The organism is Chitinibacter sp. S2-10 (assembly GCF_046530675.1).
Classification (GTDB): Bacteria; Pseudomonadota; Gammaproteobacteria; order Burkholderiales; family Chitinibacteraceae; genus Chitinibacter.
Genome location: NZ_CP172558.1, coordinates 280,868 through 306,367 on the forward strand (window position 1 = coordinate 280,868; position 25,500 = coordinate 306,367).

Sequence of the window (25,500 nt, forward strand, 5' to 3'; positions counted from 1 at the left end):
GATTAATACATATAAAAAATCTGCTAGTGAAAACCGCCGAAGAATGCGTGCTTAAGCATAGTCATCACTTTGAAAATACAAGCATTTTTCAAGTGATCTGCACGACAAAGCAGCAGATTCAACAGACTGAGTTCATCATAGGCGCATCTTTTAAATAGTTAAAATTAAATTAATTTATAATTGCATTAGTTTTTTCATATCGAAAAAGGCAAAAAAAACGACGCAGCTACCGTGCGTCGTTGTTGATGAATGCGGACGGAGACTCAGGTTTTTAGCGACTCGATCAGCGCCATTTCCTCGGCGCTAAATCCAGCCTCGATGCGTGCAAGATGATTGAGTGCGCCGCGAAATTTGGGGGCGTCGTAATCACGCAGCAGCGCGACAAAAGTTGCAATCGGCGCCAGATCACGCTGCTCGCAGCACCAGTGATACCAGCGATTACCGATGCGGACATGGCCGATTTCATCGCGCAGGATAATGTCGAGAATCTCGCAAGCACGCTCGTCGTGTACTGCTGCGAGTTTCTCGCGTATCGGCGGCACGGCGTCAAGCCCGCGCGCCTCCAGAATCCGCGGCACCAGCGCCATCCGCGCCATCACGTCAGCGTCAGTGCGTACCGCCATTTCCCACAAGCTGTTGTGCGCGTCAAAATCGCCGTAATCAAAACCCAAGCTACGCAAATGCTCGCGCAACAAACTGAAGTGATACGCCTCTTCCTGCGCGACGCGCAGCCAGTCGGCGTAATAGTCGGCAGGCATAGCGCGAAAACGGTAAATCGCATCGAGCGCCAGATTGATCGCGTTAAATTCGATATGCGCAAATGCATGCAATAATGCGGCGCGATTTTCGGCCAGCGCCAGATTACGGCGGCGCGGCAAAGCTGTCGGCGGCACCAGCGCGGGTCGCTCCGGTCGACCTGGCGCGTCGACCTTGACGACCGGATCGCCTGAACCCCGTCGAGACAGATCAATCAGCCCCAGCAAACGGATTTTTTCATCAGGATCGTGCGCCATCAGGGCGGCAAATGCGGCTGCAAACATGGGACTTCTCGGAAAAAGGGAAAACAGATCGCGGCAGTATTCACCGCCAAGCCCAATATGGCAAGTCGGGGCAGATTTTAAAACGGCGGATCAGAAGACAAAGAAAATATAATGGGTATATTGCTACAGCCATTATCTAAAAATGGCTGTAGCAATATACCCATTAATACATTTCACAAAGCTGCTCAGAATTTGCCATAAGGCTTGACCGAGCCATCCTTGCCGATTAGGACGACATCAACTGTTCCCGGCTTGTAGTCGCCCATTCCCGGTGAATGGGCTGGCATGCCGGGCGCGGCGATGCCTTTGGCGGCCGGTTTGTCCTTGAGCAATTTGGCAATCGCCGCAGCAGGAACGTGGCCTTCAATCGCATAACCCTGCATCACCAGCGTATGGCAGCTGGCTGCGACGTGAGTACCATATTGCTGCTTGATACTGCTCATGTCCTGCCGTGCTTCTTCCTTGATCTTGAAACCGGCGGCACGCAGATGTTTGGCGTGTTCGCCGCAACAACCGCAGTTGGGGTCTTTGTACATCACACCGGCAGGTGTTGCAGCCATCGCCAGCATCGGCGCAAACAACGCGCTCATCATCAGTAATTTGAATTTCATCGTTAGTTTTCCTGTTTGTTTAAGTATCTGGACAAAAGTTTTCACGCAAGGCACAACGCGACGCCAGTACAGGTAGTACGGCGAGGCGAAGTAACGATGCGTGGGAACGTTTGGTTTAGCACTTATTTGACCAATAACTGCGCCATCATTCCCTGCCCTTCGTGCTCCAGAATATGGCAATGGAACATCCGCAGGCCTTTATGGTGCTGAATGGTTTTGATGCGTACCGTTTCATACGGACGCAGATTGATCGTGTCGTGCAAGGCGCGAAATGGTGCGTTGCGGCGTTTGCCATCAAGCCGGGAATCAAGCACGACAAACTGCGTGCCATGCAGATGGAAAGGGTGATCCATATGCGAGTTATTGAATACTTCCCAGATTTCGACTTCACCAACGCGGCTGGTCAGATCATGCCGGTTCATGTCATAGCTTTTACCGTTGACCAAAAAATTCATCGAATGCACGCCGCCAGCCATGCTCATCTTTTCGCTAAATTCGACTTTTTTCAGCGCAGTCGCTTTGCCCGGATCAGCGATCTGGCGCAAACGGGTCGGAATCGCCGGGGTCGGGCCTGCGATCAGATTCAGCGTTGCCAAAGTTCTTTCGGTTTCCGCCACGATATCGTTCATATTCTGGCCACCCATTTTCTGCCGATCATAAATCAGCGCTTTCAGGCTGGTTTGCACGGTTTTGCCGTCGCCCACCAGCAATTCGACGCGCTGACCCGGAACGAGTAACAGTTCATTCAATGGCACTGGCGCTTCGAGCAATCCACCGTCAGTACCGACCAGCGTCAGTTTCTGACCGGGAATTGCCAGGCGCAAATACCGTGCGCTGCAGGCATTCCATAGCCGCAAGCGCTGCCGACCTGCAATAGTCACAACCGGATTGCGCTGACCATTGACCAGCACAAACTGCCCTTCGCGGCCATTCATCCAGTCATCGGCGGTGTTGTCGGGAATCTGCCCTTGAGCATCGAGTTTTAAATCCGAAATCACCAGATGTTGTTCGGCAAAACCGGCCAGCGGGTCAGACTTGCTGCGAACAATAAACAGCCCGGCCAGACCGCGATAGACCTGCTCGGGCGTGTCGCCGTGCGGATGCGGGTGATACCAGTAAGTTCCGGCGCAGTCGGTTGGCAGTTTGAAGCGGTAAACGCGCTCGCCATCGGCTGGCACGGCGTCCTGCGGATTGCCATCCTGCTCTGGCGGCACCGGCAGCCCGTGCCAGTGTATCGTCGATGCTTGGGCAAGTTGATTGACAAAGCGGACTTCGACTTCGTCGCCTTCATAGGCCTCAATCAATGGGCCCGGAATCTGGCCGTTATACAGCCAGACAGTAGTTTTAATCCCGGCGACCAGCTCGATTTCGTGCGCAGCGGCAGTCAGCGTCGCCTGAAAAGTACCGGTCTTTGCTGATGCATTGGGCAAGGGTTTCAATGCCAAATGCGGCAAGCCCGAGGCCAGCTTTGATTCGGGCAGCAAATCCATCGCCGGGACGGTTTTCAATCCGCTTGAGCCTTGCGCTGTTTCCATTCCGGAATGATGTGCCGCGTGATCTGTGGCGGCCCAGAGTGGCTGGCTGTACAGCCAGGAAACCAGCCCCATCCCAGCCGAACGGCTAATAAAATGACGACGATCCATGATTGACTCCTTGGCAGATAGGGTTTAAGTAACTGGACAAAAGTTTCCACGCAAGGCACAAAGCCGAAGACAGTACAGGTAGTACGGCGAGGCGAAGTAACGAAGCGTGGGAACTTTTGGTTTTGCACTTATTTCAGCACAAACCGGAACTGTTCAACCGGCTTGCCTTTGGGGATCAGCTTCAGCAGCGCCTTGGTGCCTGCGACCGCCTTGTATTGACCACTCGCCATCAGCGAGTTATCACCCGATGGCATCAGCTTGAGCACCTGTTTTTCACTGCCGTTCAGCAAAGTGATTTCGGCGCTGTAATCCTTGCTGGCAATCGCTTCATCCTGATGGCTGGTCAGATAAACCATCAGCATATTGCCTGCGGTACTCAATTCGGCACGGGTACCGGAAGTCGCTTCGGCCATGACGCCGCCATGCTTGGCGCTCATCACGCCATCGGCTTGAACAAAGCCGGAAAACACGCCAATGGAGAGCAATAAAGTAATCAGTGTCTTTTTCATGGTATTTCCTTTTAAGTAAAAGCCCACGGGCTCGATTAGTAAGTTGTTTCAGTTTGATCGTCGAGTAAACGCTGCAATGGTTTTTCACCAAACAGCCAGAACATCAGCGGCGTCAGCAAAGTATCGAGTAGCGTCGAGCTGATCAGCCCGCCAAAAATCACCACGGCCACCGGATGCAGGATTTCCTTGCCCGGCGCATCGGCAGCAAACAGCAGCGGCGTGAGTGCCAGCGCTGCGGTCAGTGCGGTCATCAGCACCGGCGTCAGGCGTTCGAGTGAACCGCGGATAATCATGGGCTGGCCGAATACTTCACCTTCAAACTTGCACAGATTGATGTAATGGCTGACTTTCAGAATCCCGTTGCGCGTCGCGATGCCGGTTAAGGTAATAAACCCGACCATCGACGCGACCGAGAGCGTAATACCGGACAGCCACATGGCGATGACGCTGCCGATCAGCGCCATCGGGATATTGGCCATGATCATGCCGGCCAGTACCGCCGACTGATAACGCGTATAGAGCACCATAAAGATCAGCAGCAGTGACAACAGCGACAGCCCGGCGATCAGCCGTGTGGCATCTTCCTGAGCCTGAAACTGCCCTTCCAGACTGGCAAAATAGCCTTCCGCCAAGGCATTTTCAGCCAGCAAGCTACGAATCTGCCCGATGATCTGCGACATATCACGACCATCGGTATTGGCTGAAATCACAATCCGGCGACGGCCATTTTCACGACCGATCTGATTGGGCCCGTCGCTCTCTTCAATGCTCGCGACCTGTGACAGCGGCACTTTTCCATGTGGCGTGTCGATCAGAATATTGGCCAAACCTGCCGCATCGCGCGCTGCATCAGGCAGGCGGATCACCAGATCAAAACGCTTGTTCTGATCAATCACCTGCGCCACCGTATCGCCTTCGGTCAGCGCCTCCAGCGTTTTAAGCAAGCTGCCGGGCGCAACGCCCAGCTGCGCGGCGCGGTCATAATCGAGCTGCACTTTCAACTGCGGAATCAGCACCTGTTTCTCGATCTGCAAATCGGTCAGCCCTTCAATTCCCGCCAGCTTTTCCCGCAAACCCGCCGCCTGAGCGCGCAGTGTATCGAGATCGTCGCCATAAATTTTCAGCGCAATCTGCGCCCGAACGCCCGACAGCAAATGATCCAGCCGGTGCGAAATCGGCTGCCCGACCGTCGTCGTGGCCGGCAATGCAGCAAGCCGTGCACGGATATCCGCCATGATGACTTCACGCGAACGAGCAGCCCCCGTGCGCTGCAGATCAACGTCAATTTCGCTCGAATGAACGCCTTCGGCGTGTTCATCCAGCTCAGCACGACCAGTGCGCCGCCCTACGCTTTTCACTTCGGGTACTTGCGCGATCAAGCGCTCGGCCAGAGCACCAACGCGATTGGCTTCGGAGAGTGAAGTGCCGGGGTTAAGTAATAAACTGACCGTTAAAGTGCCTTCGTTAAATGCCGGTAAAAATGCCCGCGGTAAAAAAGGCAGCGAAGCAATCGCCAGCACCAGCAGCAAACCCGCCGCCAGCAACGCTGGTTTAACGTGAGCAAAAGAAGCCTGTAATACCCGAGCATCCCAGCGTTTAAGCCAGCTCACCAGCGCCGAATCGCCATGCTGGATTTGCCGCAGACGAGTGAAAACGCGTCCAACGGACGCTAAAAATCCCCCTCGCCCCTGCGGGGAGAGGGTTAGGGGAGCGGGGCGAGAGAAAACATCGCCCAGCAGGAAATAACTCATCACCGGCGTCACCGTCAGCGCGACCAGCAGGCTGGCCAGAATCGACGTGATATACGCCACGCCCAGCGGTGCGAACAGCCGCCCTTCGATACCCGGCAAGGCAAACAGCGGAACAAACACCAGCACGACGACCAGCGTGGCGACCACGACACCCGAGCGCACTTCATTGCAGGCTTTGGCAATCACCTTGATTGTTGCAACAACGCCTTGCGGCTGGTTCTCTTTCAGGCGGCGCAAAATGTTTTCAACGTCGACCAGTGCGTCGTCAACCAGCTCGCCAATCGCAATCGCCAGCCCGCCGAGCGTCATCACATTCACTGACAATCCCAGCGCCTTGAACACCAGAAAAGTCACTGCCAGCGACAACGGAATGGCCGTCAGCGAAATCAATGTCGTGCGGCCATTCATCAGAAAGGCAAACAGCACCAGCGCCACCATGAGCGCGCCGTCGCGCAAGGCTTCGCTGACATTATCAATCGAGGCTTCGATAAAATCGGCCTGACGAAACGAGATCTGCGGTTTGCTTATTCCCGCAGGCAAGCTGGCACTCAAGCTGGTGAGTGCCTTCTCGATCTGCTGCGTCAGCGCAATCGAGTCGGCATTGGGCTGCTTTTGCACGCTGACAATCACCGCCGCTTTGCCGCCAAAACCGGCGTCACCACGTTTGAACGCCGGGGCAAATTTCACGTTCGCGACCTGCTTGAGCAAAATGGGCTGACCGTTGACGACCTTGAGCGCCAGATTCTGCATATCAGCCAGCCGGGTCGTTCTCCCCATATTGCGGATCAGATACTCGCGGGCATTTTGCTCCAGATACCCTCCACTTGTATTGCCAGCAAAGCCAGATAGTGCTTTTTCTATATCGTCATACCCTATAGATAATTGCGCCATCATCGCTGAATCCGGTTCAACGCGAAATTGTCGCACTTCGCCACCAATCGGAATCACCTGCGCGACGCCGGGAATCGACAACAGTCGCGGACGTAAAACAAAATCAACGTACTCGCGCACCGCCATGCTCTGCAAACCATCGCCCTGCTCCGCAGCGATCGGAAAGGCAATCAGCATGATTTCGCCCATCACCGATGAAATCGGCCCCATTGCCGGGCTGATCCCGGCTGGCAGTTGCGCTTTGACTTCGGCAAGACGCTCGGCAACGAGCTGCCGGTTGCGGTAAATATCGGACCCCCAGGCAAATTCGGCATACACAATCGACAAGCCGACGCCCGACACCGAGCGCACTCGGGTGACGCCGGGCATACCATTGAGCGCCGTTTCGAGCGGAAAGCTGATCAGTTGCTCGACTTCTTCCGGCGCCATGCCACCGGCTTCGGTCATGATGCTCACAGTCGGCTTGTTCAGATCCGGAAACACATCGACCGGCATTTTGCTGGCGGTATATGCGCCATACAGCAGCATGACCAGCGCCAGAGCCAGAACAAACAGCCGGTTTTTCAGGCTGTGATTCACTATCCAGTTAAACATTTTTTATCCTTTCAACCCACGCCTGAGAGTGAGGTCTAAAAAGTAGCGAACGAGCGTCAGAGCTGATCGGCCGGAACGCAGCAACCGGAATGTACACAGGTACATGAGGATTGCGAGTACCGCCCGAACGGCTATCACGGGATGTGCAGCACTTTTAAGCCCACTCTCACCGGATTTGGTTGACCAAATTCGCACCTTGCGTAACGACACGACTTCCGGCCTTCAATGAAGTGATCAGCACGTTTTTGCCATCGAGCGGCATCACGCCCACTGGCACGGCGCGCAAGACCTGTGACTGTTCAAGCAACCACACCACCGGTTGATTAGCCGAATCCCTGACCACACAGGCGGCAGGCAGTATCACGCCGCTGTGCACCTCGCGCGTCTGGACGACGATTTTGACGACTTGGCCCAGCGCCAGAGGCAGCGTTTCGAGTGGCGCAAACAGCAGCGGCAAAGCGCCATCGCGCAAAACACTCGCACCACCCAGATAGCGCAATTGGCTGCCCTGCAATGCAGCCGAATCAATCTGCCGGGTCAGCGCCGGATCGTAAGCCAGCGCTTCGATCTGTAAGCCTTTCGGGTCTATGACTTCAAACAGCACCATTCCCGGATCGACCATCTGACCGTTGATCACATTGCTCGACGCCAGCACACCGTTGACCGGCGAGCGCAAGGCCTCGCCCGCACCAGCTTGCAACAGCGCCGCAGCGCGGGTACGCGCTGCGCTCAGCTCAGCCGCTGCCGCTTCGATCTCCTTGCGCGGCACACTGCCTGCCAGCTCTTGCAAACGGGAATAATTTTGCTCGGCCAATTTGAGTTTGCTACGCACATCGCCCAGCTCGGCCTGTTGCTGTGCGGCTTCAAAACCGCTTTGCGAGGGCTTCACCCAGGCCAGAATCTGGCCTTTTTTCACGGCACTGCCGAGCATGGGCAGACCGGTTTGAGGCGCAGCAATCCGGCCGCCACTGCTGGGCTGGATTCGTGCGCCCCGATTGGGGTCCATCACCACATGGCCGTTCAGTTCAATCGATTTGGCCGCGCTGGCTTGCACCGCCAGCCGGGTACGAATTCCCAGCTGATATTGCGTCGCCTTGGGCAGATAGACGCGACCATCGGGCAAACGTTGTGGCTTATTGCCTGCCACACCGACAGTCACTGCGTTTTCCGGATGAGCGTGGTCTTCACCGCCATGCGCCAGCGCGTTGCCGCTCAGTAACAGGATCAGGTTCGCGATCAGAATGAGCGATGAAGCAATGAATTTATGCATGATGTTTTCCCTTGCGACGACGCAGTATCACGACGAGAACGATCAAGGCGGCAACAGTGCCAAGCCCGGCGCCGACGGCGATCAATGTGTTCGATGACCTGCTTGCGGTGATGGCTGAGATGGCGGGCGGCGCAGCGACTTTCAGCGTGGCGTCGAGTAGGTCGGATTGCTCGCCGGCGATAATGGTGAATGCCAGTGCGTGCTCACCCGCTTGGGCGAGCGCAGCGGCGGAAACCCGATAAACGCCGTCTCCCGCCCCGGACACCGGTTTAAGTCTGGCCTTGAATGCACCACTCTCGATTTCAATTTCGGCATTGGCAACCGGGCTATTGTCGGCAAACCGGTTGAGGTAAACGGTTAGCGTTTCGCCTTCGATGCTGGCGAGCAATTCAAAATCAGGCGATTGCGCGCTGGTCTGAATCAAACCGGCTTGCACAGAAACTGACTCGGAATGCGGCGACTCGGAATGCGGCTGACCGCCGTGATCTTCATCGCCATGCGCCCAAGATACCGAGCCAAGTATCAGCCCAAAGATCAATACTAACAATTGCTTCATGGTAATACCCCCATGACTTGTAAATAACGAGAGCGTGTACGCCCCAATTCGAGCCGGGCACGCTGCGTCGCAAACTCGCTGTCTAGATAATCAATTTGTGCATTCAGAAAAGCCGCCAACCCGATCTGTCCGGCTTTGTAGCTGCGCTGTTGCCATTGCCACGACTCAGCCGCCAGTTTTTGCCGCTGTTCAAACAGCGCCAGTGCGCGCTCGCTGTGCTGCATCGCCTGCAGGCTAGTCGCTTGCTGCGCGGCAACTAGCTGTTGGGTGCGTTGCATTGCCGTTTGCACGGCAATCAGCTCGCTATTGGCGCTGGCGATCTGCACTTGTGTACGCCCATCGCTGCCGAAAGGGATTTTGATCGCCAGCTTGCCCAGATGCTGATAAAGCTCGGTTTGCGAGCCGCGTTCGCGCGTCAGCGTCACCGCCAGCTCGGGCGCTGCGCGAGTATCGCTTTGCGCCTGAATCAGCTGGGCACGAGCCAGCGCTTGCTGCGCGCTTAATTGTTGCAACTGGGGATGATGGGCAGCGCTCAAATCGGCCGATACGACTTCATCTTCATCCGGCAGGGCAAGCTGATGATCGCCCAGCAAAGCCTGAAATTGCCGCTCGGCATCGACGGCGCTTTGCTGCGCCTGCTGTTCGCCCAGTCGCACCTGTAACAGCGCGTTTTGTGCCAGATTGAAATCGAGCGGCGCAATATCGCCCGATTTCAAACGACGCGCGGCATCGTCGGCCAGTTTTTGTAGAGCCGCCACTTTGCTGCTGGCCAGCTGCGCATCATGCTGTGCCAGCCGCGCAGTCCAGACGGCTTCGCGCAGCTCGCCCGCCAATTGCCAACGCTGATGCAGTAATTGCTGCTGATCAAAATCCGCACTGGCCTTGAGCTGAGTATAAAGACGCTCTTTTTGCCCCCATTGCCACAGTGGAATCCCTAGCTCGGCCTCGTATTCACGCGCACCAAAAGACGGCGCATCCCGCTGCTCCAGCGAGGATTTGCCGGAAATAGCGAGTGTTAAAGGTTCAGGCGTTAAGGCCTGGGCATTGTGCAAAGCAAGATCAGCCTTGCTTTGCTGAGCCGCCAACAAGGGCGCATCCAGCGCCGTAGCCAGCTCAAACGCCTGCCTGATTGTTGCCGCGTGCAGCGGCATTGCAATCAATACGCCGCACAATAGCGACGAATGAAATCGTTTCGATTGCATCTGAAGTAACCTGTCATCGTTGATAGAACGTGATTCCTCGTGGGTCTTCGTACAGGACGATGAGCCGGGGGAATATCGGATGAACAGGCAGTTAAAACCGTAGCGAGGACCGCGCCAGCAGATTTCAAGTCTCGCAGCAGTTTTTCAACGGCCTGTCAGGATGAAATCAGACGCGTGATCGGGGGGGATCTTCGAGCGGGGAGATGCTGAGACTCGCCAGCGCAGTCACCGGCTGGCAGACAAAGACAGCAGAAATCGGAACAAGGGCGGTAAAACTCAAACCGATCAGAGCCGAGCTTGGCATGGCTTGGCATGCTTTAATGCAGTCATTTTGTGGAACGGTATCGTGCAGATGTTCCTGTAGCTGGCCGAATAAGCCCTGATGCAAATGCACGGTGCTGTGCGCCGAAGCAGGCGATAGCGAATCAGAATGGGAAGCCGCCTGATGACGATGACTGCTTTGCTGCGCTGCATGCGCAGGCATTTGTGCCAGCACGGTATTAACCGGCAGCACAATGGTCATGACACAGAAAAAGAAAAATCGCAGCATTCGCATCGCATCAGCTTAACAGTAATCCGGACTTTACGTAAACAGTACTTATGGCAGCCAATAAAAGTAGCCGCTCAGCACCAGCGACAAAATCAGCGAGGTCAGAACCCCATTCAGCCCCATTGCCAGCGCAGCAAAAGCCCCTGTGATCTCGGACATTTGCAAGGCACGAGAAGTTCCCACGCCGTGCGCGGCGACGCCCATCGCAAAGCCCTGCGCGATTTCATCGTCGATGCGCAAAAGTCTAAATAGCGGGGCTGCAAGCACGGCGCCACAAATCCCGGTCAGAATGACAAAACCGGCCGCCAGTGACACATTGCCGCCCGCATGCTGAGCCAGAGCGATTGCAATCGGCGTCGTCACCGATTTGGGCGCAATCGACACGATCATTTGCGGCGACAATCCCAGTGCGTAGGCAATCAGCATTCCCGACAAAATACCGACCAGCGAACCGACAAGCAGCGCAATCAGCAGCGGGGCAAAATAGCGCCTGATGTGCGGCAAATTAGCGTACAGCGGCACGGCCAGCGCTACGGTCGCAGGCCCGAGCAAGAGATGCAGCGGATAGGCGCCGGCAAAATATTGCGAATAACTCACGCCGCCATACTGCAGTATTGCAATCAGCAGCAACACAGCAAGCAGCACCGGATGCAGCAAGGACTGCGCCCAGGCCAGGCCGCGACTGCGCCGGAAAATCTGTTCGCTCAAAGCATAAACGGCCAGCGTCAAACCCAGCCAGAACAAAGGCGTCAGGTAGTGCCAGACTGTCAATCCGTTCCAGCTCCAGTTCATGAAATTTTGTCCTGAGAGGTCGCTGTTTTATTGCGCCGCAACAGCCATTGCAGCACCAGCGCAGTGACTCCCATTGTGATCAGCGTTGAAACAACCATAGTCAGCAGCAAAGCCAGCCCGTGTTCGCTGATTTCCTTGCTCAGTGTCATCAAACCGACGCCAGCAGGAACAAATAACAGCCCGAGATAACGCAACAAACGGGAAGCAAAATCAGCCACTCGTCGGTCACAACCGCGCCGAAAAACAGCAAAAATGACGCACAGCAACATGCCAAGCACAGGCCCCGGAATCGATAAAGAGAGCAGCCGTGTAAGCGCTTCGCCGGCGAAAAGCGCGCCAAATATGATGCTCGCGCCATATAGCATTGCACGATCTCCTTTTTCTTACGGGTGTAAGCAAAGATTCAAGTCATGATCAGCAAATGTCAATTCAAACAACCACTTATCAGTAAGCACTTCAACTCATAGCAACGTCACATTAGTGTTAAAAATCGAAGTTACATTTGACTTGTTTTCAACCCCAGAGGTATTGCCATGCACAGACCCAACTATGGCTCGACGCCGTATGACTGGCTGTATGAATTGCCAGATCATGACCTTGAAGCACTCGAATATGGCTTGCATGAATTGATCAGGCAGCGCCCCAGTGCTTTTTCAGTCTTCAAAGCTCACTCGATGCGTGAAGCGATTGAATGCATTTTGTTTGATCGCCAGCAGAGCCGACGACGCTATGCATAAAGCAACTGAAACGACCTCACCACCCCAAGCCCGATCCAGTCGGGCTTGTGTTTTTTAAAGCTGGGTCAGTTCAATCTTGCCCAGACTGCGCCCCAGAAAACGCTCGCCGATGGTTTGAAATTTCACCGGCAGGTCGGTCACGACAAAGCGGTATTCGGGCATCGTATGCGCCGGATTGGCCAGACCGCTGCTTTGCAGAATTTCAGCCGTCTGATCGGCAATCGACAGCGCCGAATCAACCAGTTGCATCCGGTTTCCACAAACGTCGAGCAGTAGCGGTTTGATCAGCGGGTAATGCGTACATCCCAGCACCAGCGTATCAATCGATTCAACAAAAACCGGTTTGAGGTATTCCTGTGCGGTCAGCCGGGTGACGGCATGATCGAGCCAGCCCTCTTCGACCAGCGGAACAAACAGCGGGCAAGCTTGTGAATAAACGCGCGTTGCCGGGTTGAGCTGATGGATCGCACGTGCATAGGCATTCGAATTGATCGTCGTCGGCGTACCGATGACGCCGATGCCGCCCGTTTTGGTGTGCGCTACGGCATTTTTAGCGCCGGCTTCGATAACGTCGAGCACCGGAACGCGCGCCGAAGCACGCACTTTGTCAGCGGCGACCGCTGCCATCGTATTGCAGGCAATGATCAGCATTTTGACCTGCTGCTGCTGCAAAAAATTGGCAATCTGCTGCGTGTAATGTTCGATCGTCGCGACCGATTTCACGCCGTAGGGAACGCGCGCGGTATCGCCAAAATAAATGATATTTTCAAACGGCAATCGATCCATCAGCGCGCGTACGACAGTCAAACCACCTACGCCGGAATCAAAAACGCCAATCGGATGTGAAGGAAGAGATGGTTGCATGGCAAAATCGGCCGAAGTCGGCGATCTGGAGAAAAACGCCATTCTACCCGCACCTGAGCAAATAGGCAGCGGCGATTATTCCCGATATAGAGATTGACTCAGACCATCAGCCCGGTTGATCGCCGCCGCCAGCGTTGGCAGCAGGTTTTCTGCTTTCAGCGTGCTCAAGAGGCCTGAGCGCTGTAACCGTGCATCCACCGTGGCATTGGCTTCGCACAGGATTACGACGACGCCGCGTTGCTGCAAACTGGCAATCACTTCTTCGAGCGTCTGCAAGCCGGTCATATCGATAAACGGAACGCGCAACAGCCGGATAATCAGCACGACAGGGTCGGTGTGTGTGCTTTGCAGTGCACGTTGAAAATTCTCGACTGCGCCAAAGAAAAATGGTCCTTCGATTGAGTAAACCAGCACGCCCTTGGGCAAACTCATCATGCCCTGGCTCAGCAAATCCATCGCCAGTGTTTTTTCATCTTGCGGTGCGACTTCAACCGCCGCGGCCATTTTGCGCAAGAAGTACATTGTCGCCAGAATCACGCCGATATTGACCGCAACGACCAGATCGGCAAATACCGTCAACAAAAAAGTGATCAGCAAAATCGCGACATCGGCACGCGGCGCGTGGCTCAACATATGGATGAAATGTTTGGCTTCGCTCATATTCCACGCGACGACAAACAGAATGGCCGCCAGCACGGCCAATGGAATGCTCGCTGCCAGCGGCGCGAGGATCAGCAAAATCAGCAGCAACACGATCGAATGCACAATCGATGCCAGCGGGCTATTGCCGCCATTGCGGATATTGGTCGCGGTACGCGCAATCGCACCGGTCGCGGCAAAACCGCCAAACAGCGGGATCAGCATATTGGCCAGCCCCTGCCCGACCAGCTCCTGATTCGAGTCATGCCGCGTTCCTGCCATGCCGTCGGCGACGACGGCCGACAGCAGCGATTCGATTGCGCCGAGCATTGCAATGGTAAACGCCGGGCCGATTAGCTCAAGCAGACGCGCCAGCGTTATATCGGGCCAGGCAAAATTGGGCAAACCTTGCGGAATACCGCCAAAAGCCGAGCCTATCGTTGCCACACCATCAAACTGCCCCAGATATTGCAGTAAAGTCACGACGAGCATCGCGACGAGCGGCCCGGGCAGTTTTTTCAGATATGGAATATGCGGGTTGATCAGCAGCAAAAACAAGCCCAGTGCCGCCAGAGCACTCGTTGCCGGATGCAGTTGCGGCAAGCTTTGCAGCATCAGCCAGAGCTTTTGATGAAAATGCGCCGCTTGCGAGCCAGGGCTTGCTATCCCGAAAAAAGCCGGCCATTGCCCGACCCAGATAATCACGCCGATACCGGCGGTGAAACCGACAATCACCGGCGACGGAATAAATTTGATGACCGCACCGAGCTTGGCCAGCCCCATCAAAAGCAGAATCAAGCCGGCCATCATCGTCGCAATTTCAAGCCCGACAATGCCATGCTCGGCGGTAATGGTCGCCAGAATTGCGATAAATGCGCCGGTAGGTCCGGCGATCTGCACCCGGCTGCCGCCGCACAATCCGACGACGATTCCGGCAATCAGCGCGGTGTAAATGCCCTGCTCCGGCTTGGCACCGCTGGCAATTGCAAATGCCATCGCCAGTGGCAAAGCAACGACGCCAACCACCACGCCGGCAATCAAATTAGGTAAGATGTGCTGCCGCTGTAGCAAACCCGCTTTTTTCGCTTCCCAGATCGCAATCATTTGTCGCCGCTCGTGACTTCTTCAGCTCAGTGTAGCGCTGCAGAACGAGGCAGGACAAATCGGCGCAATTTTAGACACCATGAATAACGCATTTACAAACACTTTTGCCGACACTTTTGCCGCCCTGCTCGCCGAAACCGAAACCGGCAAGCCTTTCGTTTACGACGAAGGCGACGAAGTATCGCTGATGTTTGACCTGCATACCGTGCAGAGCCGGATGAAACGCCAGCAGCCCAATCATCTTATCCTTGGGTATACGCGTGCAATGCTTGGTTTTTGCATGATACAGACACATACCCATCACATCGGCATGATAGGTATGGGTGGCGGCTCGCTGGCCAAATATTGTCATTACCATTTGCCCGAAGCGCGGATCAGCGTCGCCGAAATTGACCAGCGCGTCATCGATCTGGCACCGCATTTTCTGATTCCACTCGACAGCCCGCGACTACAGATTGATTGCGCTGACGGTGCCGACTGGCTTAAGGAACAAACGACCCCCTTTGACGTGCTGATGATCGACGCCTACGGCCCTCAGGGCATGCCCGACAATATCGCCAGTACGGTGTTTTTTGACCTGTGCCGCGCCAAACTCGCGTCGGACGGCATTCTGGTCGTCAATCTTTGGGGAAGTGACTCGCGTTTTGACAGCTATTACGCCAGAATCCGGACGATTTTTGACGACGCCGCCATCGCGATCGGCTCGGACGGCTGCGCCAACCGGATTGTTTATGGCTTTAACCGGGGTCGGTTGCCATCAATCAAAGCCCTGCAGCAACGCTGCCGCCAGATTGCGCGACAACACAGCATTGATCTGCCCTCGCTCGGCCAGCGCATGGTTCGCGCGCTGCACGCCGACGACGGGCTCGAGCCGTTTAGCCAGCTCGAACAGCAATTACGCAAATTACATACCTAACTCTGACCCGCACCTTGCGAACAACCGCAGCTGAACCGGAAACCCCATGCAACTTGAATTGATCCACGTCCCAGCCAGTAACCCGACATCACGGCCACCAATATTGTTGTTGCATGGGGCTTTTGCCGGTGCCTGGTGCTGGCAGCAGGTACAGCAGGATCTCGCCGCTGCAGGCTGGGAAAGCTACGCGCTCAGCCTGCGCGGCCACGGCCAGAGCGACGGACTGCTGATGCTGGCCAATGCAACGATCAGGGATTTCATGAACGATGTTGAGTGGGCGCTAAGTCAGATCAATCTCCAGATCAACCGCCACTGCATTCTGGTCGGTCACTCGCTCGGCGGCTATCTGGCGCAACAAATTGCCGAGCGGCAAGAACTGGCCGGACTGGCTTTGCTCGCCAGCATTCCGCCGTATGGCTTATCCGGCTCGATGGCGTATATGTCGGCGCAGCATCCGAACTTGCTGATGGGTTTGCAAAGCTTTGCGCTCGGCCACACCAGCAAACCCGAAGCGGCGATGCTGCATCATTTGCTGTTTGCCAAAAATACGCCGCTGGACAAGGTCGAAGCGTTTGCACAGCACGCCCAGCTTGAATCAATGGGCGCGCTGTCCGAATTATGGATGCCGAACTGGTGGAAAAATCTGCCACGCCTGCCCCGCTTTCCGGTGCTGGTGCTCGGCGCCGGCGACGACAGCATCATCCCATTTAGCGATATACAAATCACCGCGCAAGCCTGGGGGGTGAGCCCCGTCATGCTGGCCGAAGCGGGTCACGCAATGATGTGCGACCGAACTCAGCCCGAGTTAATGATTCAATTGCTTGACTGGCTAAAAGATATACCACAACAGGTATAGCCTTGAATTCAAACAAAAATAAAACCTACAGCAATATACCCCGTCATTTTTCCTGATTAGGTAGCCACTTCAGCAAACCCTCATTTCGTCATTCCGGCGAAAGCCGGAATCCAGCGGCGGCGCTGGTTTGAACTGCGCTCTGGGTACCGGCTTTTGCCTTTAGGTACACAGAGTGCGCCGGCACGACGATTTGCTGAGATAGCTACCTAATCAGATCAATCTTCGTCCTGAACCTCATTAAATGCCGCATCGCCAACAATCGCATCGCGTGGATCTGCAAAAGCGCAGATGCGGATACCGGCTTGCTGAAAACCGTTGCGCAGCATTCGAGCCTGATTCAGTGCTTCCGGGTTGTCGCCGTGCAGACAGATCGAGTCAACGCGCTGACTCAGGCTCAAGGCTTGCAGCAACACCGCTTGCGGATCGGTCAGCACGGCACCTTCTTGATCGCGCGGCATCAGGCTGCCATCGGCGAGATAGGCACGATCAGCAAAGCCTTCTTCGATCACGTCTAGCCCCGCTTCGCGTCCGGCGCGGATCAGCTCGCTGCCGGCCAGCCCCATCAGCGCCAGCTCGGGATCGATTTCCCTGATCATTTGCGCGATTTGCCGCGCCAGCTCGGGGTCGCGCGCAGCGTCGTTGTACAGCGCGCCGTGCGGCTTAACATAAGCGACCGAAACGCCCTCTTCAATACTGACGGCCTTGATCGCCCACAGTTGCGCGGTCAGGCTGAACACCAGCTGGCAGGGGGTTAAATTCAGGCTTTTTCGGCCAAAATGTTCACGATCCGGGTAGCTTGGATGCGCGCCGATCCGCACGCCATTGTCGCGTGCCAGCTTCACCGTGGCGCGAATGCTGTTGGTGTCGCCAATATGCCCGCCGCAGGCAATATTGGCCGAGCTGATAATTTGCATCAGTTCAGCATCAAACGGCGCGCCTTCGCCCAGATCGGCGTTCAAATCGATATGTGTTTTCATGCGTTTATTGTAGCGGCAGCCCGGCCAAACTGCCTTATTCGCGAGCAAATTCCCTTGCCAGCCATTGCAGCCAATCCTGCTGTATCTGCAAGGCGCTGAGCGCCTGATCGGGATTGACTGCTTGCAAATACAGCGTTTCGCCTGCGTGAAACTGCCCGATTCGCCACAGATCGGCTTGAATAATTTGTGCAATCACCGGGTAACCGCCGGTCACCTGCGCGTCGCTGAGCAAAATCATCGGCTGGCCATCTGGCGGCAATTGCACCGTACCGCAAAAAACGGCATGCGAAGCCATTTCAATGGGTATCTTAAGCTGAAGCTTATCCGACCTCAGCTTCAGTGCCATACGGTTACTCTGTATATCCACTTTAAAGGCTTGATCTTGCAATCGTTGCTGACCGTGTTTACCCAGATTGTCCCATTGCGGGCCAGCGATAAAGCGCAAAACCTGACCGCGCTCGGGCATCGCCACGGCGTGTAAGGCATGGCGGTGCTGGCTGCCGTAGGCTGCGAGCCGGTCGCCCTTGAGCAAGGCGCGGCCGTCAAGTCCGCCCAGTCTGGCACTCAATAGTGTTGAACGACTACCGAGCAACTTGGGAACCGCAATCCCGCCGGGCAAAGCCAGATAGCTGCGTGTACCAGCCACCGGTGCAAACAGCTGCAAAAGCTGCCCTGCCCGAGCTGCATACACGGCATTGGGCAGGAGCTGTCGGCCATCAAGCTGCGCCAGACAATCGGCACCTGCGAGCGCAAAATGGCTCGCGCTTAGAAAGCGCGCGCGAAAACCGCCCAGCGTGATTTCAAGCGCCGCCGCATCGCCCGGATTACCCAGCAGCAAATTGGCCAAGCGCAAAGCCAGCGGATCGGCCGCGCCGCCTTGTGGCAAGCCCAGCTCAGCACCTTGCATCCGGCCCAAATCCTGCACCGTGGTCTGAATGCCTGGCTGGATGATTTCCAGACTGGCCAGCCGTTTCATGACGTCTCCTCAGGCACAAACCTCACCTTGTCCCCCGCCTGCAGCAAACAGGGCGTCTGGGCGCGCGGGTCAAACAAGGCCAGACGGGTTCGGCCAATCAGTTGCCAGCCACCGGGGCTTTCACAGGGATATATGCCGGTCTGATTGCCGCCAATACCGACCGAGCCGGCCGGAACGCGCAGGCGCGGACTGGCTCGACGCGGCGTGTGCAGACTGTCCGGCAAACCCGCCAGATAGGGGAAGCCGGGCAAAAACCCGATACACAATACGTCGTACAATGGTGCGCTATGCGCTTCGATCAGCTGCGCCTCGCTCAGCCCGGCCAGCTCGGCCAGCTGCGCCAGATCAGGCCCCGATTCGCCGCCGTAATGCACCGGAATTTCAACAATTCGGCTCGGTAATTCGTCCAGTTGCAACGCGGTCTCTTCCCAGTAATTTTTCAGCCATTGCTCGGCCTGCATCAGCGACTGCTGCAGCGGATCAAAGCGTAGCGTTACATTGCCAACGCCCAGAATCAGCCGGTATTCCGGCTGCGCGGCGGCAAGGCGGGTCATCGCGATCAGCCTTTGCTGTGCGCCTGCCTGATCCCGATTTGGCTGCAAACACAGCGCGGCTTCGCCAAGCGGGTAAATTGCATAGTGCATCATGGTTATCCGCTGCAATTGATCAAAAATGAACCATACTGAAAACCAAATGACCGACATCATGCCAGCAAGCCAATGACCGAAGAGCAAACCACTTCATTTATCAGCCCTGATCAGCTACAAATCGGCCTGTTTATCCATCTGGATCTGAACTGGCTCGATCACCCGTTTCCGTTTGGCAGCTTCAAAATCAAATCGCTGGCACAGATTGATACACTCAAGAAAATGGGCTTGAGCCAGATTCGTTTTGACCCGGAAAAAAGCGATCTTGTTCCCGCTCGGCCAGACACGCAAGCCACGCCCCCCGCCCAAGCGGAAACGATTGATCCGGCAATCTCGGCAGAGCTGGCCGCCAAACGCCAGCGACATCTCGAACAGCAACGCCGCAAAAACCAGCTTGCCGAATGCACCAAAGCCTTTAGCCGTGCGGCGCTGACGGTACGCAAGCTGAGCAAGGACATCCACAGCCAGCCGCAAGAAACGGTTGCTGCAGCCAAACAACTGGTCGGCACGATGCTGACATCGATGTTTAGCAATAATGACATTGCGATTCATCTGATGAACGAAAAAGCCATGGGTGATGACCTGTACTTTCATTCACTCAATACCACGGTCATGGCCTTGCTGCTGGCACGGGAAATGAAGCTGCCTCACAGCGACATCGAAACGCTCGGGCTGGCGGCGCTGATGCACGATATTGGCAAAGTCGAAGTGCCTGATCGCATTCTACTCAAAACAGAAGCCTTGAATCACGCCGAAAAAAGCCTGTATGAACAGCATTGCGAATGGGGCGTCGCAGCCGGAAAACGCGCAGGATTGCCTGCTGAAGTATTGCAAATCATCGCCCAGCATCACGAATTCTGCGATGGCAGCGGCTACCCCGCCGGACTGAAACTGGACGCAATCCACCCGCTGGCGCGAATTCTGGTGATCGTCAATGCGTATGACAATTATTGTAACAAGGTCAATCCCGCCGATTCGATGACGCCACACGAAGGGCTTTCGATCATGTTTTCACATCAGAAAGCCAAATTTGCACCGCAACCGATGAATGTACTGATTCGCAGTCTGGGCGTTTATCCGCCGGGAACGCTGGTTCAACTCTCGAATGAATCGTACGGATTGGTCGTAGCGGTCAACGCTTCGCGACCGCTCAAACCCCAAGTGCTGGTACACGATCCGTCCATCTCACGCGAAGACGCCATGGTGCTTGATCTGGAGCGCTATCCCGAACTTAATATCAGCAAGGCGCTCAAAGCCAGCCAGTTGCCGCGTCAGGTGCTTGCCTATCTGAATCCGCGCAAGCGAATGACGTATTACTTCAGCCCCAGCGAGTCTGCCTGATGCAGCCCGATTCCATTCTTTCTCCCAAGCTGCTCAGCGATTATTGCGCAACGGCGATTCTGGCCGTAGACCCTGCCGATGGCCGTATCGTCGCAGCCAATCCGGCTTGCGAAACATTGCTTGGTTATCCGGTGTCTGCACTATTGACGATGCAGATTTCCGACATCGAAGTCGGCTTGCAGGATGTGTTTTTCTGGGAAGACGTTCGTCAATCCGGCGCACAGGAAATCAGCCGGGTCGAAGGCGAATACCAGCATTGCAGCGGTCATTTTTTACAGGTTCGCAAAACCATCCGGCTGGTACAGGAAGCAGGACGAACACTGTGCATTATTTCAGCACACGATATCAGCGCCAGCAAACGGCTGGAAGAAGAAAGCGAGCGAACCAGCTCCTTGCTGGCCACCACACTTGAATCGACCATCGACGGCATTCTGGTCACCGATCTGAATGGCAAAGTGCTGAACTTCAACCACAAGCTGAGCGAAATTTGCGCCTGTCCGGCAATAGAAAACAACGATTTTCATGATTTGATGAACAGTTTCAAATCCCGCTTGCTGGAAAAAGAACGGTTTGAGCGCTGGATCGCCCGGCTGTTTCACGACCCCTATCTGAACGAGCTGCAGACTTTCAATCTGGATGACGGGCGTGCGTATGAAATCGGCAGTGCCCCACAGCAGTATCGGGACGGCCCGATCGGGCGACTGTTCTGCCTGCACGATATTTCTGCGCTCAAGGCCAGCGAAGCCGAACTGCGAATCGCCCGCGATCAGGCACAGCAGGCGAGCAAAGCCAAATCAGACTTCTTGGCACACATGAGTCATGAATTACGCACTCCGCTCAACGCCATTCTGGGTTTTGCGCAAATTATCGAAACCGATGAAAACCCTGAGCAACAGCAACTGGGCACTTATATTTACCGTGCGGGTAAACATTTGCTGGATCTGATCAATGAAGTACTTGATCTGGCGAGTATCGAAGCGGGCAAGCTCGCGCTGCGCATGGAGCCGGTCGCACTCAAAACGTGCATCGCTGATTGTCTGGAAATGACGCAATTGCTGGCTCGCGATAAAGGCGTCCACCTACAGGCGCAATTACTTGCTGATGACGTCTTTGTGCTGGCCGACGTACGTCGGCTCAAACAAATGCTGCTCAATCTGGTTTCCAACGCGATTAAATACAATCGCCCCAACGGCGAAGTCATGATCAGCGTCGAACGCTCACCCGGCAACAACTGGCGAATCAGCATCAGCGATACCGGCATCGGCATTTCCGAGCAGGATCAGGCGCAACTATTTACTGCGTTCAATCGCGTTGGCAATACGCAGACCAGCATCGAGGGAACCGGCATCGGGCTGGCATTTACGCAAAAACTCGCCTGGCTGATGCAGGGCAATATCGGCGTCAAAAGCCAGCCCGACGTGGGTAGCTGTTTCTGGATCGATCTGCCAGCCAGTTGCGCGCCACAAGCAGGGCCGACGCTGCCGCCCTTTGTTATCGACCAAAGCAGCCGCTCAATTCTGTATATCGAAGACGATTTGCTGTCACAAAAATTGATGCAAAACATTCTCGCCAAGCAACGCCCCCAATACCAGTTGTTTATTGCCGGGAGCGCCGAGGAAGGAATAGCGCTCGCGCAACAGTTCGAGCCCGATCTGATTTTGCTCGACCAGAATCTCCCCGATGGCACTGGCGCAATGGTGTTTGAACAATTGCAGCAAAATGAGCGTCTGTATCACACGCCGTGTATTGCGCTCTCGGGCAACACACTGCCCGAACAGATCAACGACGCATTGCGGCAGGGATTTTGCGCGTATCTGGGCAAGCCGATCCAGATCAGCTCAACCTTGCTAACCATAGACCGCTGGGTTTCACAAAAACGGGAACGGCAGGTATCTTCATCAAGCCAATAATAAAATTAGCTTTCCGAAATATACCCCCCATTAATCAAGGCCCATTCAATATGTTCGCGGACGATTTCGCTCTCGTGCCCGCGTCGCGCCAACAGCGCTGTGCCAATCGCGGCATCCGGCGACGCATTACCCAAGCCTATCGCCAGATTGCTCAGCCATTTGGCATAACCAATCCGGTAAATCGGGCTGCCGGCCATTTTCTGCGTAAAGTCCTGCTCGCTCCAGCCAAACAATTCGAGCAGCGTAATGTCATCCAGACCATGCCTGATCGCAAAATCAGTTTCAGCGCTCGTCGCGGCAAAACGATTCCACGGGCAAACCAGCTGGCAATCGTCACAACCATAAACACGGTTGCCAATTGCGGCACGGAACTCAAGCGGAATTGCGCCTTTGAGTTCAATAGTTAAGTAGGAAATACAGCGCCGTGCATCGACCTGATACGGTGCGACAATCGCCTTGGTCGGGCAGATATCGATACACGCAGTGCATTTGCCGCAATGCTCTTTGGGTAGCGGCTCATCAGGCGGAAGTGGCAGGTCGGTAAACAATTCGCCAATAAAAAACATTGAGCCGTAATCGCGATTAATCAGCAGACTATGCTTGCCACGCCACCCCTGCCCGGCCTGCTTGGCCAGCTCGATTTCGAGCACCGGTGCCGAATCGACAAACACCCTATGTCCGTAAATACCAATTGCTGCGCTGATTTGATCGGCCAGTTGCTGCAAACGTGCTCGCAGCACTTTGTGATAATCTCTGCCCAGCGCATAACGTGAAATATACGCCCTGGATGTATCAGCCAGAACGACATGCGGATCAAGGCCTTCATTCAAATACGGCATAAAGACACTGATCACCGAACGGGTTTGTGGCACTAATTCTGCTGGCCGGGCGCGTTTTAAACCGTGCCTTGCCATATAATCCATCTCGCCGTGAAAACCGCGTTCGAGCCAGTCGCTCAAACCGGCCTCGGCATGACTCAAATCGACACCGCTGATTGCCGCGCGGGCAAAGCCCAGCTCGACAGCCCAATCCTTGATCGATTGCGCCAGCGCCTGATGGTCGATGGCCGGATAATTTAATGGTTCTAATGAATGCATACAGCAATGATAACGGACAATAATCATACTTGGTCGGAGTTTGGCTTTTCAATTTTCTTGGCCGACGAAGAAGCCACGCTGGCGCTGGGCGCCCAGCTCGCGTACGCGATTAAACCGGGGATGACGGTCTTTCTCGAAGGTGATCTGGGTGCAGGCAAAACCACGCTGACACGCGGCGTGTTGCGTGGGCTGGGTTTTAACGGCCGGGTCAAAAGCCCGACCTATACGCTGGTTGAACCTTATACAATTTCTAGCTTATACTTTTATCACTTTGATTTATATCGGTTTAATGATCCATCGGAATGGGAAGATGCGGGGTTTCGCGATTACTTCAACGCCGAATCAGTCTGCCTGATCGAATGGGCAGACAAAGCCGCGGGGCAGTTACTGCAAGCGGACTGGCTGATTGAATTGAAACCCGAGAACGAGGGTCGCCGTTTGACCCTGAAAGCACTGACTCCTTTAGGCTTGGCATGTCAAAACACCTTGAAAGCGAATTGATCGAACATCTGCCCGTCGACAGGCGTGATGTCTTGCGCGGCGTCGCAGCCAGCCTGCTGCTGTCAGTGTCTCCGGTCGGCCTTGCGGCAGCAAGCAGCAATGTCGTCGCTGTTCGCGTCTGGCCCGCTTACGCGTATACGCGGGTCACCATCGAATCGGATGCGCCGCTGACCTTCAAGCAATTTACGCTGAAAGACCCGCACCGGCTGGTGGTCGATCTGGAAGGCGTCGAGCTCAATAACGCCCTGCAAAGCCTGGCGGGCAAAGTCGGTGGCGACGATCCGTATATCAGCGCACTACGCGCTGGACTCAACAAGCCGGGCGTCGTTCGGCTGGTGCTCGATCTGAAATCGGAAGTCAAACCGCAGGTCTTTACGCTCAATCCGGTCGCCGAATATAAAAACCGGCTGGTCATTGATCTGTTTCCGGCGACCCAGAACGACGATTTGCTGGCTTTTCTGAATGAAAACCGTCAGCTCAATAGTGAGACTGCCGTGCTGGCTGCGCCCAACGCCAGTCAGGCCAGCAAAACCGCGCAAAACACCACCGCCAGCAAGCCGGAAAAAACCGAACCGGTTGATCGCAGCAGCCTGAAAGTAGACCGTCTGATTACCGTCGTGCTCGACCCTGGCCACGGCGGCGAAGACCCCGGCGCGGTCGGCCCGAGCGGCACTTATGAGAAAACCGTCGTATTGCAGATCGCCAAACGATTACGTGATTTGCTGCACGCGGAAGCCAATTTCCGCGTCGTAATGACGCGCGATGCCGACTTTTTTGTTCCTCTCGGTGTTCGCGTTCGCAAAGCGCGAGCGGTACAAGCCGACCTGTTTGTTTCTATCCACGCCGATGCCTTTGTCAAACCGGATGCGAACGGCAGCTCGGTATTTGCCTTATCTGAAGGTGGTGCTTCGAGTACGGCGGCACGCTGGCTGGCCAAAACACAAAATGATGCCGACCTGATCGGCGGCGTCAAAATCAAGGGTGGCGAAGACCTGCGCAAAACGCTGCTCGATCTAACAACGACAGCGACAATCAACGACAGCCTGAAAGTCGGCAAAGCGATGCTGGGCGAACTGGGCGGCATTAACCGGCTGCACAAAAACAGCGTTGAGCAAGCCAGTTTTGCGGTACTCAAAGCGCCCGATATTCCATCGGTTCTGGTCGAAACGGCATTTATCTCCAACCCCGATGAAGAAAAAAAGCTGATCGACGACGATTACCAGCACAAAATGGCGCTGGCGCTGCTCAAAGGCATCAAACGCTATTTCGCCAAAAACCCGCCGCTGGCGCGCACTCGGATTGCGGACAGTAGCCAGTAACAAGCGGCCGAAAAATCGACCACAGAGACACAGAGTCGCAGAGAAAAGCAAAAGAAGCTCGTATTTCCCCGCTAAATTCAGATCGTTGGACTGACTCGTTTTTCCTCTGTGACTCTGTGCCTCTGTGGTGAAAGATTTTCCTCCCTTGGCGTGCTGGGGAAATTATCCACCGTCACACTCATCGTCAAAATCAAGGGGCTGGTATAC

The 25,500-nt window shown here is 55.3% G+C and carries 24 protein-coding genes; 7 read left to right on the plus strand and 17 right to left on the minus strand.

The genetic code is table 11. From position 1 onward, the window contains the following. Positions 1 to 263 precede the first annotated feature (263 nt). The 11 genes from ACG2XO_RS01335 to ACG2XO_RS01385 all read right to left on the minus strand — a co-directional run bounded on the left by ACG2XO_RS01335 (position 264) and on the right by ACG2XO_RS01385 (position 11,774). Positions 264 to 1,040, minus strand: coding sequence for a ferritin-like domain-containing protein (locus ACG2XO_RS01335; RefSeq protein ID WP_410499046.1), 777 nt, complete (start codon positions 1,038 to 1,040; stop codon positions 264 to 266). A gap of 185 nt (positions 1,041 to 1,225) precedes the next feature. Beyond that, positions 1,226 to 1,651, minus strand: a complete 426-nt coding sequence (locus tag ACG2XO_RS01340; protein WP_410499047.1) for a DUF411 domain-containing protein — start codon at positions 1,649 to 1,651, stop codon at positions 1,226 to 1,228. Positions 1,652 to 1,773: 122 nt separating this feature from the next. Then, the gene (locus tag ACG2XO_RS01345) at positions 1,774 to 3,294 is read right to left on the minus strand and encodes a multicopper oxidase family protein (protein ID WP_410499048.1); all 1,521 of its coding nucleotides are present in this window, start codon (positions 3,292 to 3,294) and stop codon (positions 1,774 to 1,776) included. Positions 3,295 to 3,422: 128 nt separating this feature from the next. After that, positions 3,423 to 3,803: a hypothetical protein gene (locus tag ACG2XO_RS01350; RefSeq protein WP_410499049.1), complete on the minus strand. Its 381-nt coding sequence runs from the start codon at positions 3,801 to 3,803 to the stop codon at positions 3,423 to 3,425. 35 nt (positions 3,804 to 3,838) lie between these two features. Next, positions 3,839 to 7,039, minus strand: coding sequence for an efflux RND transporter permease subunit (locus ACG2XO_RS01355; protein ID WP_410499050.1), 3,201 nt, complete (start codon positions 7,037 to 7,039; stop codon positions 3,839 to 3,841). A 166-nt stretch (positions 7,040 to 7,205) separates the two neighbouring features. Then, the gene (locus tag ACG2XO_RS01360; RefSeq protein ID WP_410499051.1) at positions 7,206 to 8,309 is read right to left on the minus strand and encodes an efflux RND transporter periplasmic adaptor subunit; all 1,104 of its coding nucleotides are present in this window, start codon (positions 8,307 to 8,309) and stop codon (positions 7,206 to 7,208) included. Further along, positions 8,302 to 8,865, minus strand: coding sequence for a hypothetical protein (locus ACG2XO_RS01365; RefSeq protein WP_410499052.1), 564 nt, complete (start codon positions 8,863 to 8,865; stop codon positions 8,302 to 8,304). Before ACG2XO_RS01365 ends, ACG2XO_RS01360 begins: the two co-directional genes overlap by 8 nt. Further along, positions 8,862 to 10,067: a TolC family protein gene (locus ACG2XO_RS01370; RefSeq protein ID WP_410499053.1), complete on the minus strand. Its 1,206-nt coding sequence runs from the start codon at positions 10,065 to 10,067 to the stop codon at positions 8,862 to 8,864. The genes ACG2XO_RS01365 and ACG2XO_RS01370 overlap by 4 nt, the downstream gene beginning before the upstream one ends. Before the next feature lie 166 nt (positions 10,068 to 10,233). Then, positions 10,234 to 10,617, minus strand: coding sequence for a hypothetical protein (locus ACG2XO_RS01375; RefSeq protein ID WP_410499054.1), 384 nt, complete (start codon positions 10,615 to 10,617; stop codon positions 10,234 to 10,236). 48 nt (positions 10,618 to 10,665) lie between these two features. Then, the gene (locus tag ACG2XO_RS01380; protein WP_410499055.1) at positions 10,666 to 11,409 is read right to left on the minus strand and encodes an LrgB family protein; all 744 of its coding nucleotides are present in this window, start codon (positions 11,407 to 11,409) and stop codon (positions 10,666 to 10,668) included. Continuing rightward, complete coding sequence (locus ACG2XO_RS01385; protein WP_410499056.1) at positions 11,406 to 11,774, minus strand: CidA/LrgA family protein; 369 nt, start codon at positions 11,772 to 11,774, stop codon at positions 11,406 to 11,408. Before ACG2XO_RS01385 ends, ACG2XO_RS01380 begins: the two co-directional genes overlap by 4 nt. 168 nt (positions 11,775 to 11,942) lie before the next feature. Here ACG2XO_RS01385 and ACG2XO_RS01390 point away from each other — a divergent pair, with 168 nt between their 5' ends. Beyond that, a complete protein-coding gene (locus ACG2XO_RS01390) occupies positions 11,943 to 12,146 on the plus strand; it encodes a hypothetical protein (RefSeq protein ID WP_410499057.1) in 204 nt (67 codons plus the stop codon). 54 nt (positions 12,147 to 12,200) lie between these two features. Here ACG2XO_RS01390 and murI read toward each other — a convergent pair whose 3' ends face one another. Beyond that, complete coding sequence (gene murI, locus ACG2XO_RS01395; protein ID WP_410499058.1) at positions 12,201 to 13,010, minus strand: glutamate racemase; 810 nt, start codon at positions 13,008 to 13,010, stop codon at positions 12,201 to 12,203. Between the two features lie 75 nt (positions 13,011 to 13,085). After that, on the minus strand, positions 13,086 to 14,753 hold the full coding sequence (locus ACG2XO_RS01400; protein ID WP_410499059.1) for a SulP family inorganic anion transporter: 1,668 nt from the start codon (positions 14,751 to 14,753) through the stop codon (positions 13,086 to 13,088). Positions 14,754 to 14,832: 79 nt separating this feature from the next. On the opposite strand from ACG2XO_RS01400, the gene ACG2XO_RS01405 reads away from it, so the two are divergent. Together ACG2XO_RS01405 and ACG2XO_RS01410 are read left to right on the plus strand one after the other, a co-directional pair. Then, the gene (locus tag ACG2XO_RS01405; protein WP_410499060.1) at positions 14,833 to 15,669 is read left to right on the plus strand and encodes a fused MFS/spermidine synthase; all 837 of its coding nucleotides are present in this window, start codon (positions 14,833 to 14,835) and stop codon (positions 15,667 to 15,669) included. 46 nt (positions 15,670 to 15,715) lie between these two features. Continuing rightward, a complete protein-coding gene (locus tag ACG2XO_RS01410) occupies positions 15,716 to 16,525 on the plus strand; it encodes an alpha/beta hydrolase (protein WP_410499061.1) in 810 nt (269 codons plus the stop codon). Between the two features lie 215 nt (positions 16,526 to 16,740). On the opposite strand, the gene pxpA is transcribed toward ACG2XO_RS01410, so the two are convergent. From pxpA to pxpB, 3 genes are read right to left on the minus strand one after another with little or no spacing between them, the layout of a single operon-like run. Next, positions 16,741 to 17,502 carry a 5-oxoprolinase subunit PxpA gene (pxpA, locus tag ACG2XO_RS01415; RefSeq protein ID WP_410499062.1) on the minus strand — a complete coding sequence of 254 codons (762 nt, stop codon included), beginning with the start codon at positions 17,500 to 17,502 and terminating at the stop codon, positions 16,741 to 16,743. 34 nt (positions 17,503 to 17,536) lie between these two features. Continuing rightward, positions 17,537 to 18,478: a biotin-dependent carboxyltransferase family protein gene (locus ACG2XO_RS01420; protein WP_410499063.1), complete on the minus strand. Its 942-nt coding sequence runs from the start codon at positions 18,476 to 18,478 to the stop codon at positions 17,537 to 17,539. Next, positions 18,475 to 19,125 (minus strand): 5-oxoprolinase subunit PxpB, encoded by a 651-nt coding sequence (pxpB, locus tag ACG2XO_RS01425; RefSeq protein WP_410499064.1) that lies wholly within the window; start codon positions 19,123 to 19,125, stop codon positions 18,475 to 18,477. The genes ACG2XO_RS01420 and pxpB overlap by 4 nt, the downstream gene beginning before the upstream one ends. Before the next feature lie 72 nt (positions 19,126 to 19,197). On the opposite strand from pxpB, the gene ACG2XO_RS01430 reads away from it, so the two are divergent. After that, the gene (locus ACG2XO_RS01430) at positions 19,198 to 20,466 is read left to right on the plus strand and encodes an HD-GYP domain-containing protein (RefSeq protein ID WP_410499065.1); all 1,269 of its coding nucleotides are present in this window, start codon (positions 19,198 to 19,200) and stop codon (positions 20,464 to 20,466) included. After that, entirely contained in the window at positions 20,466 to 22,376 is a 1,911-nt protein-coding gene (locus tag ACG2XO_RS01435) for an ATP-binding protein (protein ID WP_410499066.1), read from the plus strand. The genes ACG2XO_RS01430 and ACG2XO_RS01435 overlap by 1 nt, the downstream gene beginning before the upstream one ends. A gap of 5 nt (positions 22,377 to 22,381) precedes the next feature. Here the strand turns inward: ACG2XO_RS01435 and queG are convergent, their stop codons facing one another. Further along, positions 22,382 to 23,473 (minus strand): tRNA epoxyqueuosine(34) reductase QueG, encoded by a 1,092-nt coding sequence (queG, locus tag ACG2XO_RS01440; RefSeq protein ID WP_410499067.1) that lies wholly within the window; start codon positions 23,471 to 23,473, stop codon positions 22,382 to 22,384. A 6-nt stretch (positions 23,474 to 23,479) separates the two neighbouring features. On the opposite strand from queG, the gene tsaE reads away from it, so the two are divergent. After that, positions 23,480 to 23,974 (plus strand): tRNA (adenosine(37)-N6)-threonylcarbamoyltransferase complex ATPase subunit type 1 TsaE, encoded by a 495-nt coding sequence (tsaE, locus tag ACG2XO_RS01445; protein ID WP_410499068.1) that lies wholly within the window; start codon positions 23,480 to 23,482, stop codon positions 23,972 to 23,974. Next, the gene (locus ACG2XO_RS01450) at positions 23,947 to 25,293 is read left to right on the plus strand and encodes an N-acetylmuramoyl-L-alanine amidase (RefSeq protein WP_410499069.1); all 1,347 of its coding nucleotides are present in this window, start codon (positions 23,947 to 23,949) and stop codon (positions 25,291 to 25,293) included. The genes tsaE and ACG2XO_RS01450 overlap by 28 nt, the downstream gene beginning before the upstream one ends. Positions 25,294 to 25,500 lie beyond the last annotated feature (207 nt).

Excerpts from the sequence above, each read along its gene's own strand:
- ACG2XO_RS01335 (WP_410499046.1), bottom strand. The coding sequence starts at position 1,040 with ATGTTTGCAGCCGCATTTGCCGCCCTGATGGCGCACGATCCTGATGAA.
- ACG2XO_RS01340 (WP_410499047.1), bottom strand. The coding sequence starts at position 1,651 with ATGAAATTCAAATTACTGATGATGAGCGCGTTGTTTGCGCCGATGCTG.
- ACG2XO_RS01345 (WP_410499048.1), bottom strand. The coding sequence starts at position 3,294 with ATGGATCGTCGTCATTTTATTAGCCGTTCGGCTGGGATGGGGCTGGTT.
- ACG2XO_RS01350 (WP_410499049.1), bottom strand. The coding sequence starts at position 3,803 with ATGAAAAAGACACTGATTACTTTATTGCTCTCCATTGGCGTGTTTTCC.
- ACG2XO_RS01355 (WP_410499050.1), bottom strand. The coding sequence starts at position 7,039 with ATGTTTAACTGGATAGTGAATCACAGCCTGAAAAACCGGCTGTTTGTT.
- ACG2XO_RS01360 (WP_410499051.1), bottom strand. The coding sequence starts at position 8,309 with ATGCATAAATTCATTGCTTCATCGCTCATTCTGATCGCGAACCTGATC.
- ACG2XO_RS01365 (WP_410499052.1), bottom strand. The coding sequence starts at position 8,865 with ATGAAGCAATTGTTAGTATTGATCTTTGGGCTGATACTTGGCTCGGTA.
- ACG2XO_RS01370 (WP_410499053.1), bottom strand. The coding sequence starts at position 10,067 with ATGCAATCGAAACGATTTCATTCGTCGCTATTGTGCGGCGTATTGATT.
- ACG2XO_RS01375 (WP_410499054.1), bottom strand. The coding sequence starts at position 10,617 with ATGCTGCGATTTTTCTTTTTCTGTGTCATGACCATTGTGCTGCCGGTT.
- ACG2XO_RS01380 (WP_410499055.1), bottom strand. The coding sequence starts at position 11,409 with ATGAACTGGAGCTGGAACGGATTGACAGTCTGGCACTACCTGACGCCT.
- ACG2XO_RS01385 (WP_410499056.1), bottom strand. The coding sequence starts at position 11,774 with ATGCTATATGGCGCGAGCATCATATTTGGCGCGCTTTTCGCCGGCGAA.
- ACG2XO_RS01390 (WP_410499057.1), top strand. The coding sequence starts at position 11,943 with ATGCACAGACCCAACTATGGCTCGACGCCGTATGACTGGCTGTATGAA.
- murI (WP_410499058.1), bottom strand. The coding sequence starts at position 13,010 with ATGCAACCATCTCTTCCTTCACATCCGATTGGCGTTTTTGATTCCGGC.
- ACG2XO_RS01400 (WP_410499059.1), bottom strand. The coding sequence starts at position 14,753 with ATGATTGCGATCTGGGAAGCGAAAAAAGCGGGTTTGCTACAGCGGCAG.
- ACG2XO_RS01405 (WP_410499060.1), top strand. The coding sequence starts at position 14,833 with ATGAATAACGCATTTACAAACACTTTTGCCGACACTTTTGCCGCCCTG.
- ACG2XO_RS01410 (WP_410499061.1), top strand. The coding sequence starts at position 15,716 with ATGCAACTTGAATTGATCCACGTCCCAGCCAGTAACCCGACATCACGG.
- pxpA (WP_410499062.1), bottom strand. The coding sequence starts at position 17,502 with ATGAAAACACATATCGATTTGAACGCCGATCTGGGCGAAGGCGCGCCG.
- ACG2XO_RS01420 (WP_410499063.1), bottom strand. The coding sequence starts at position 18,478 with ATGAAACGGCTGGCCAGTCTGGAAATCATCCAGCCAGGCATTCAGACC.
- pxpB (WP_410499064.1), bottom strand. The coding sequence starts at position 19,125 with ATGATGCACTATGCAATTTACCCGCTTGGCGAAGCCGCGCTGTGTTTG.
- ACG2XO_RS01430 (WP_410499065.1), top strand. The coding sequence starts at position 19,198 with ATGACCGAAGAGCAAACCACTTCATTTATCAGCCCTGATCAGCTACAA.
- ACG2XO_RS01435 (WP_410499066.1), top strand. The coding sequence starts at position 20,466 with ATGCAGCCCGATTCCATTCTTTCTCCCAAGCTGCTCAGCGATTATTGC.
- queG (WP_410499067.1), bottom strand. The coding sequence starts at position 23,473 with ATGCATTCATTAGAACCATTAAATTATCCGGCCATCGACCATCAGGCG.
- tsaE (WP_410499068.1), top strand. The coding sequence starts at position 23,480 with ATGATAACGGACAATAATCATACTTGGTCGGAGTTTGGCTTTTCAATT.
- ACG2XO_RS01450 (WP_410499069.1), top strand. The coding sequence starts at position 23,947 with ATGTCAAAACACCTTGAAAGCGAATTGATCGAACATCTGCCCGTCGAC.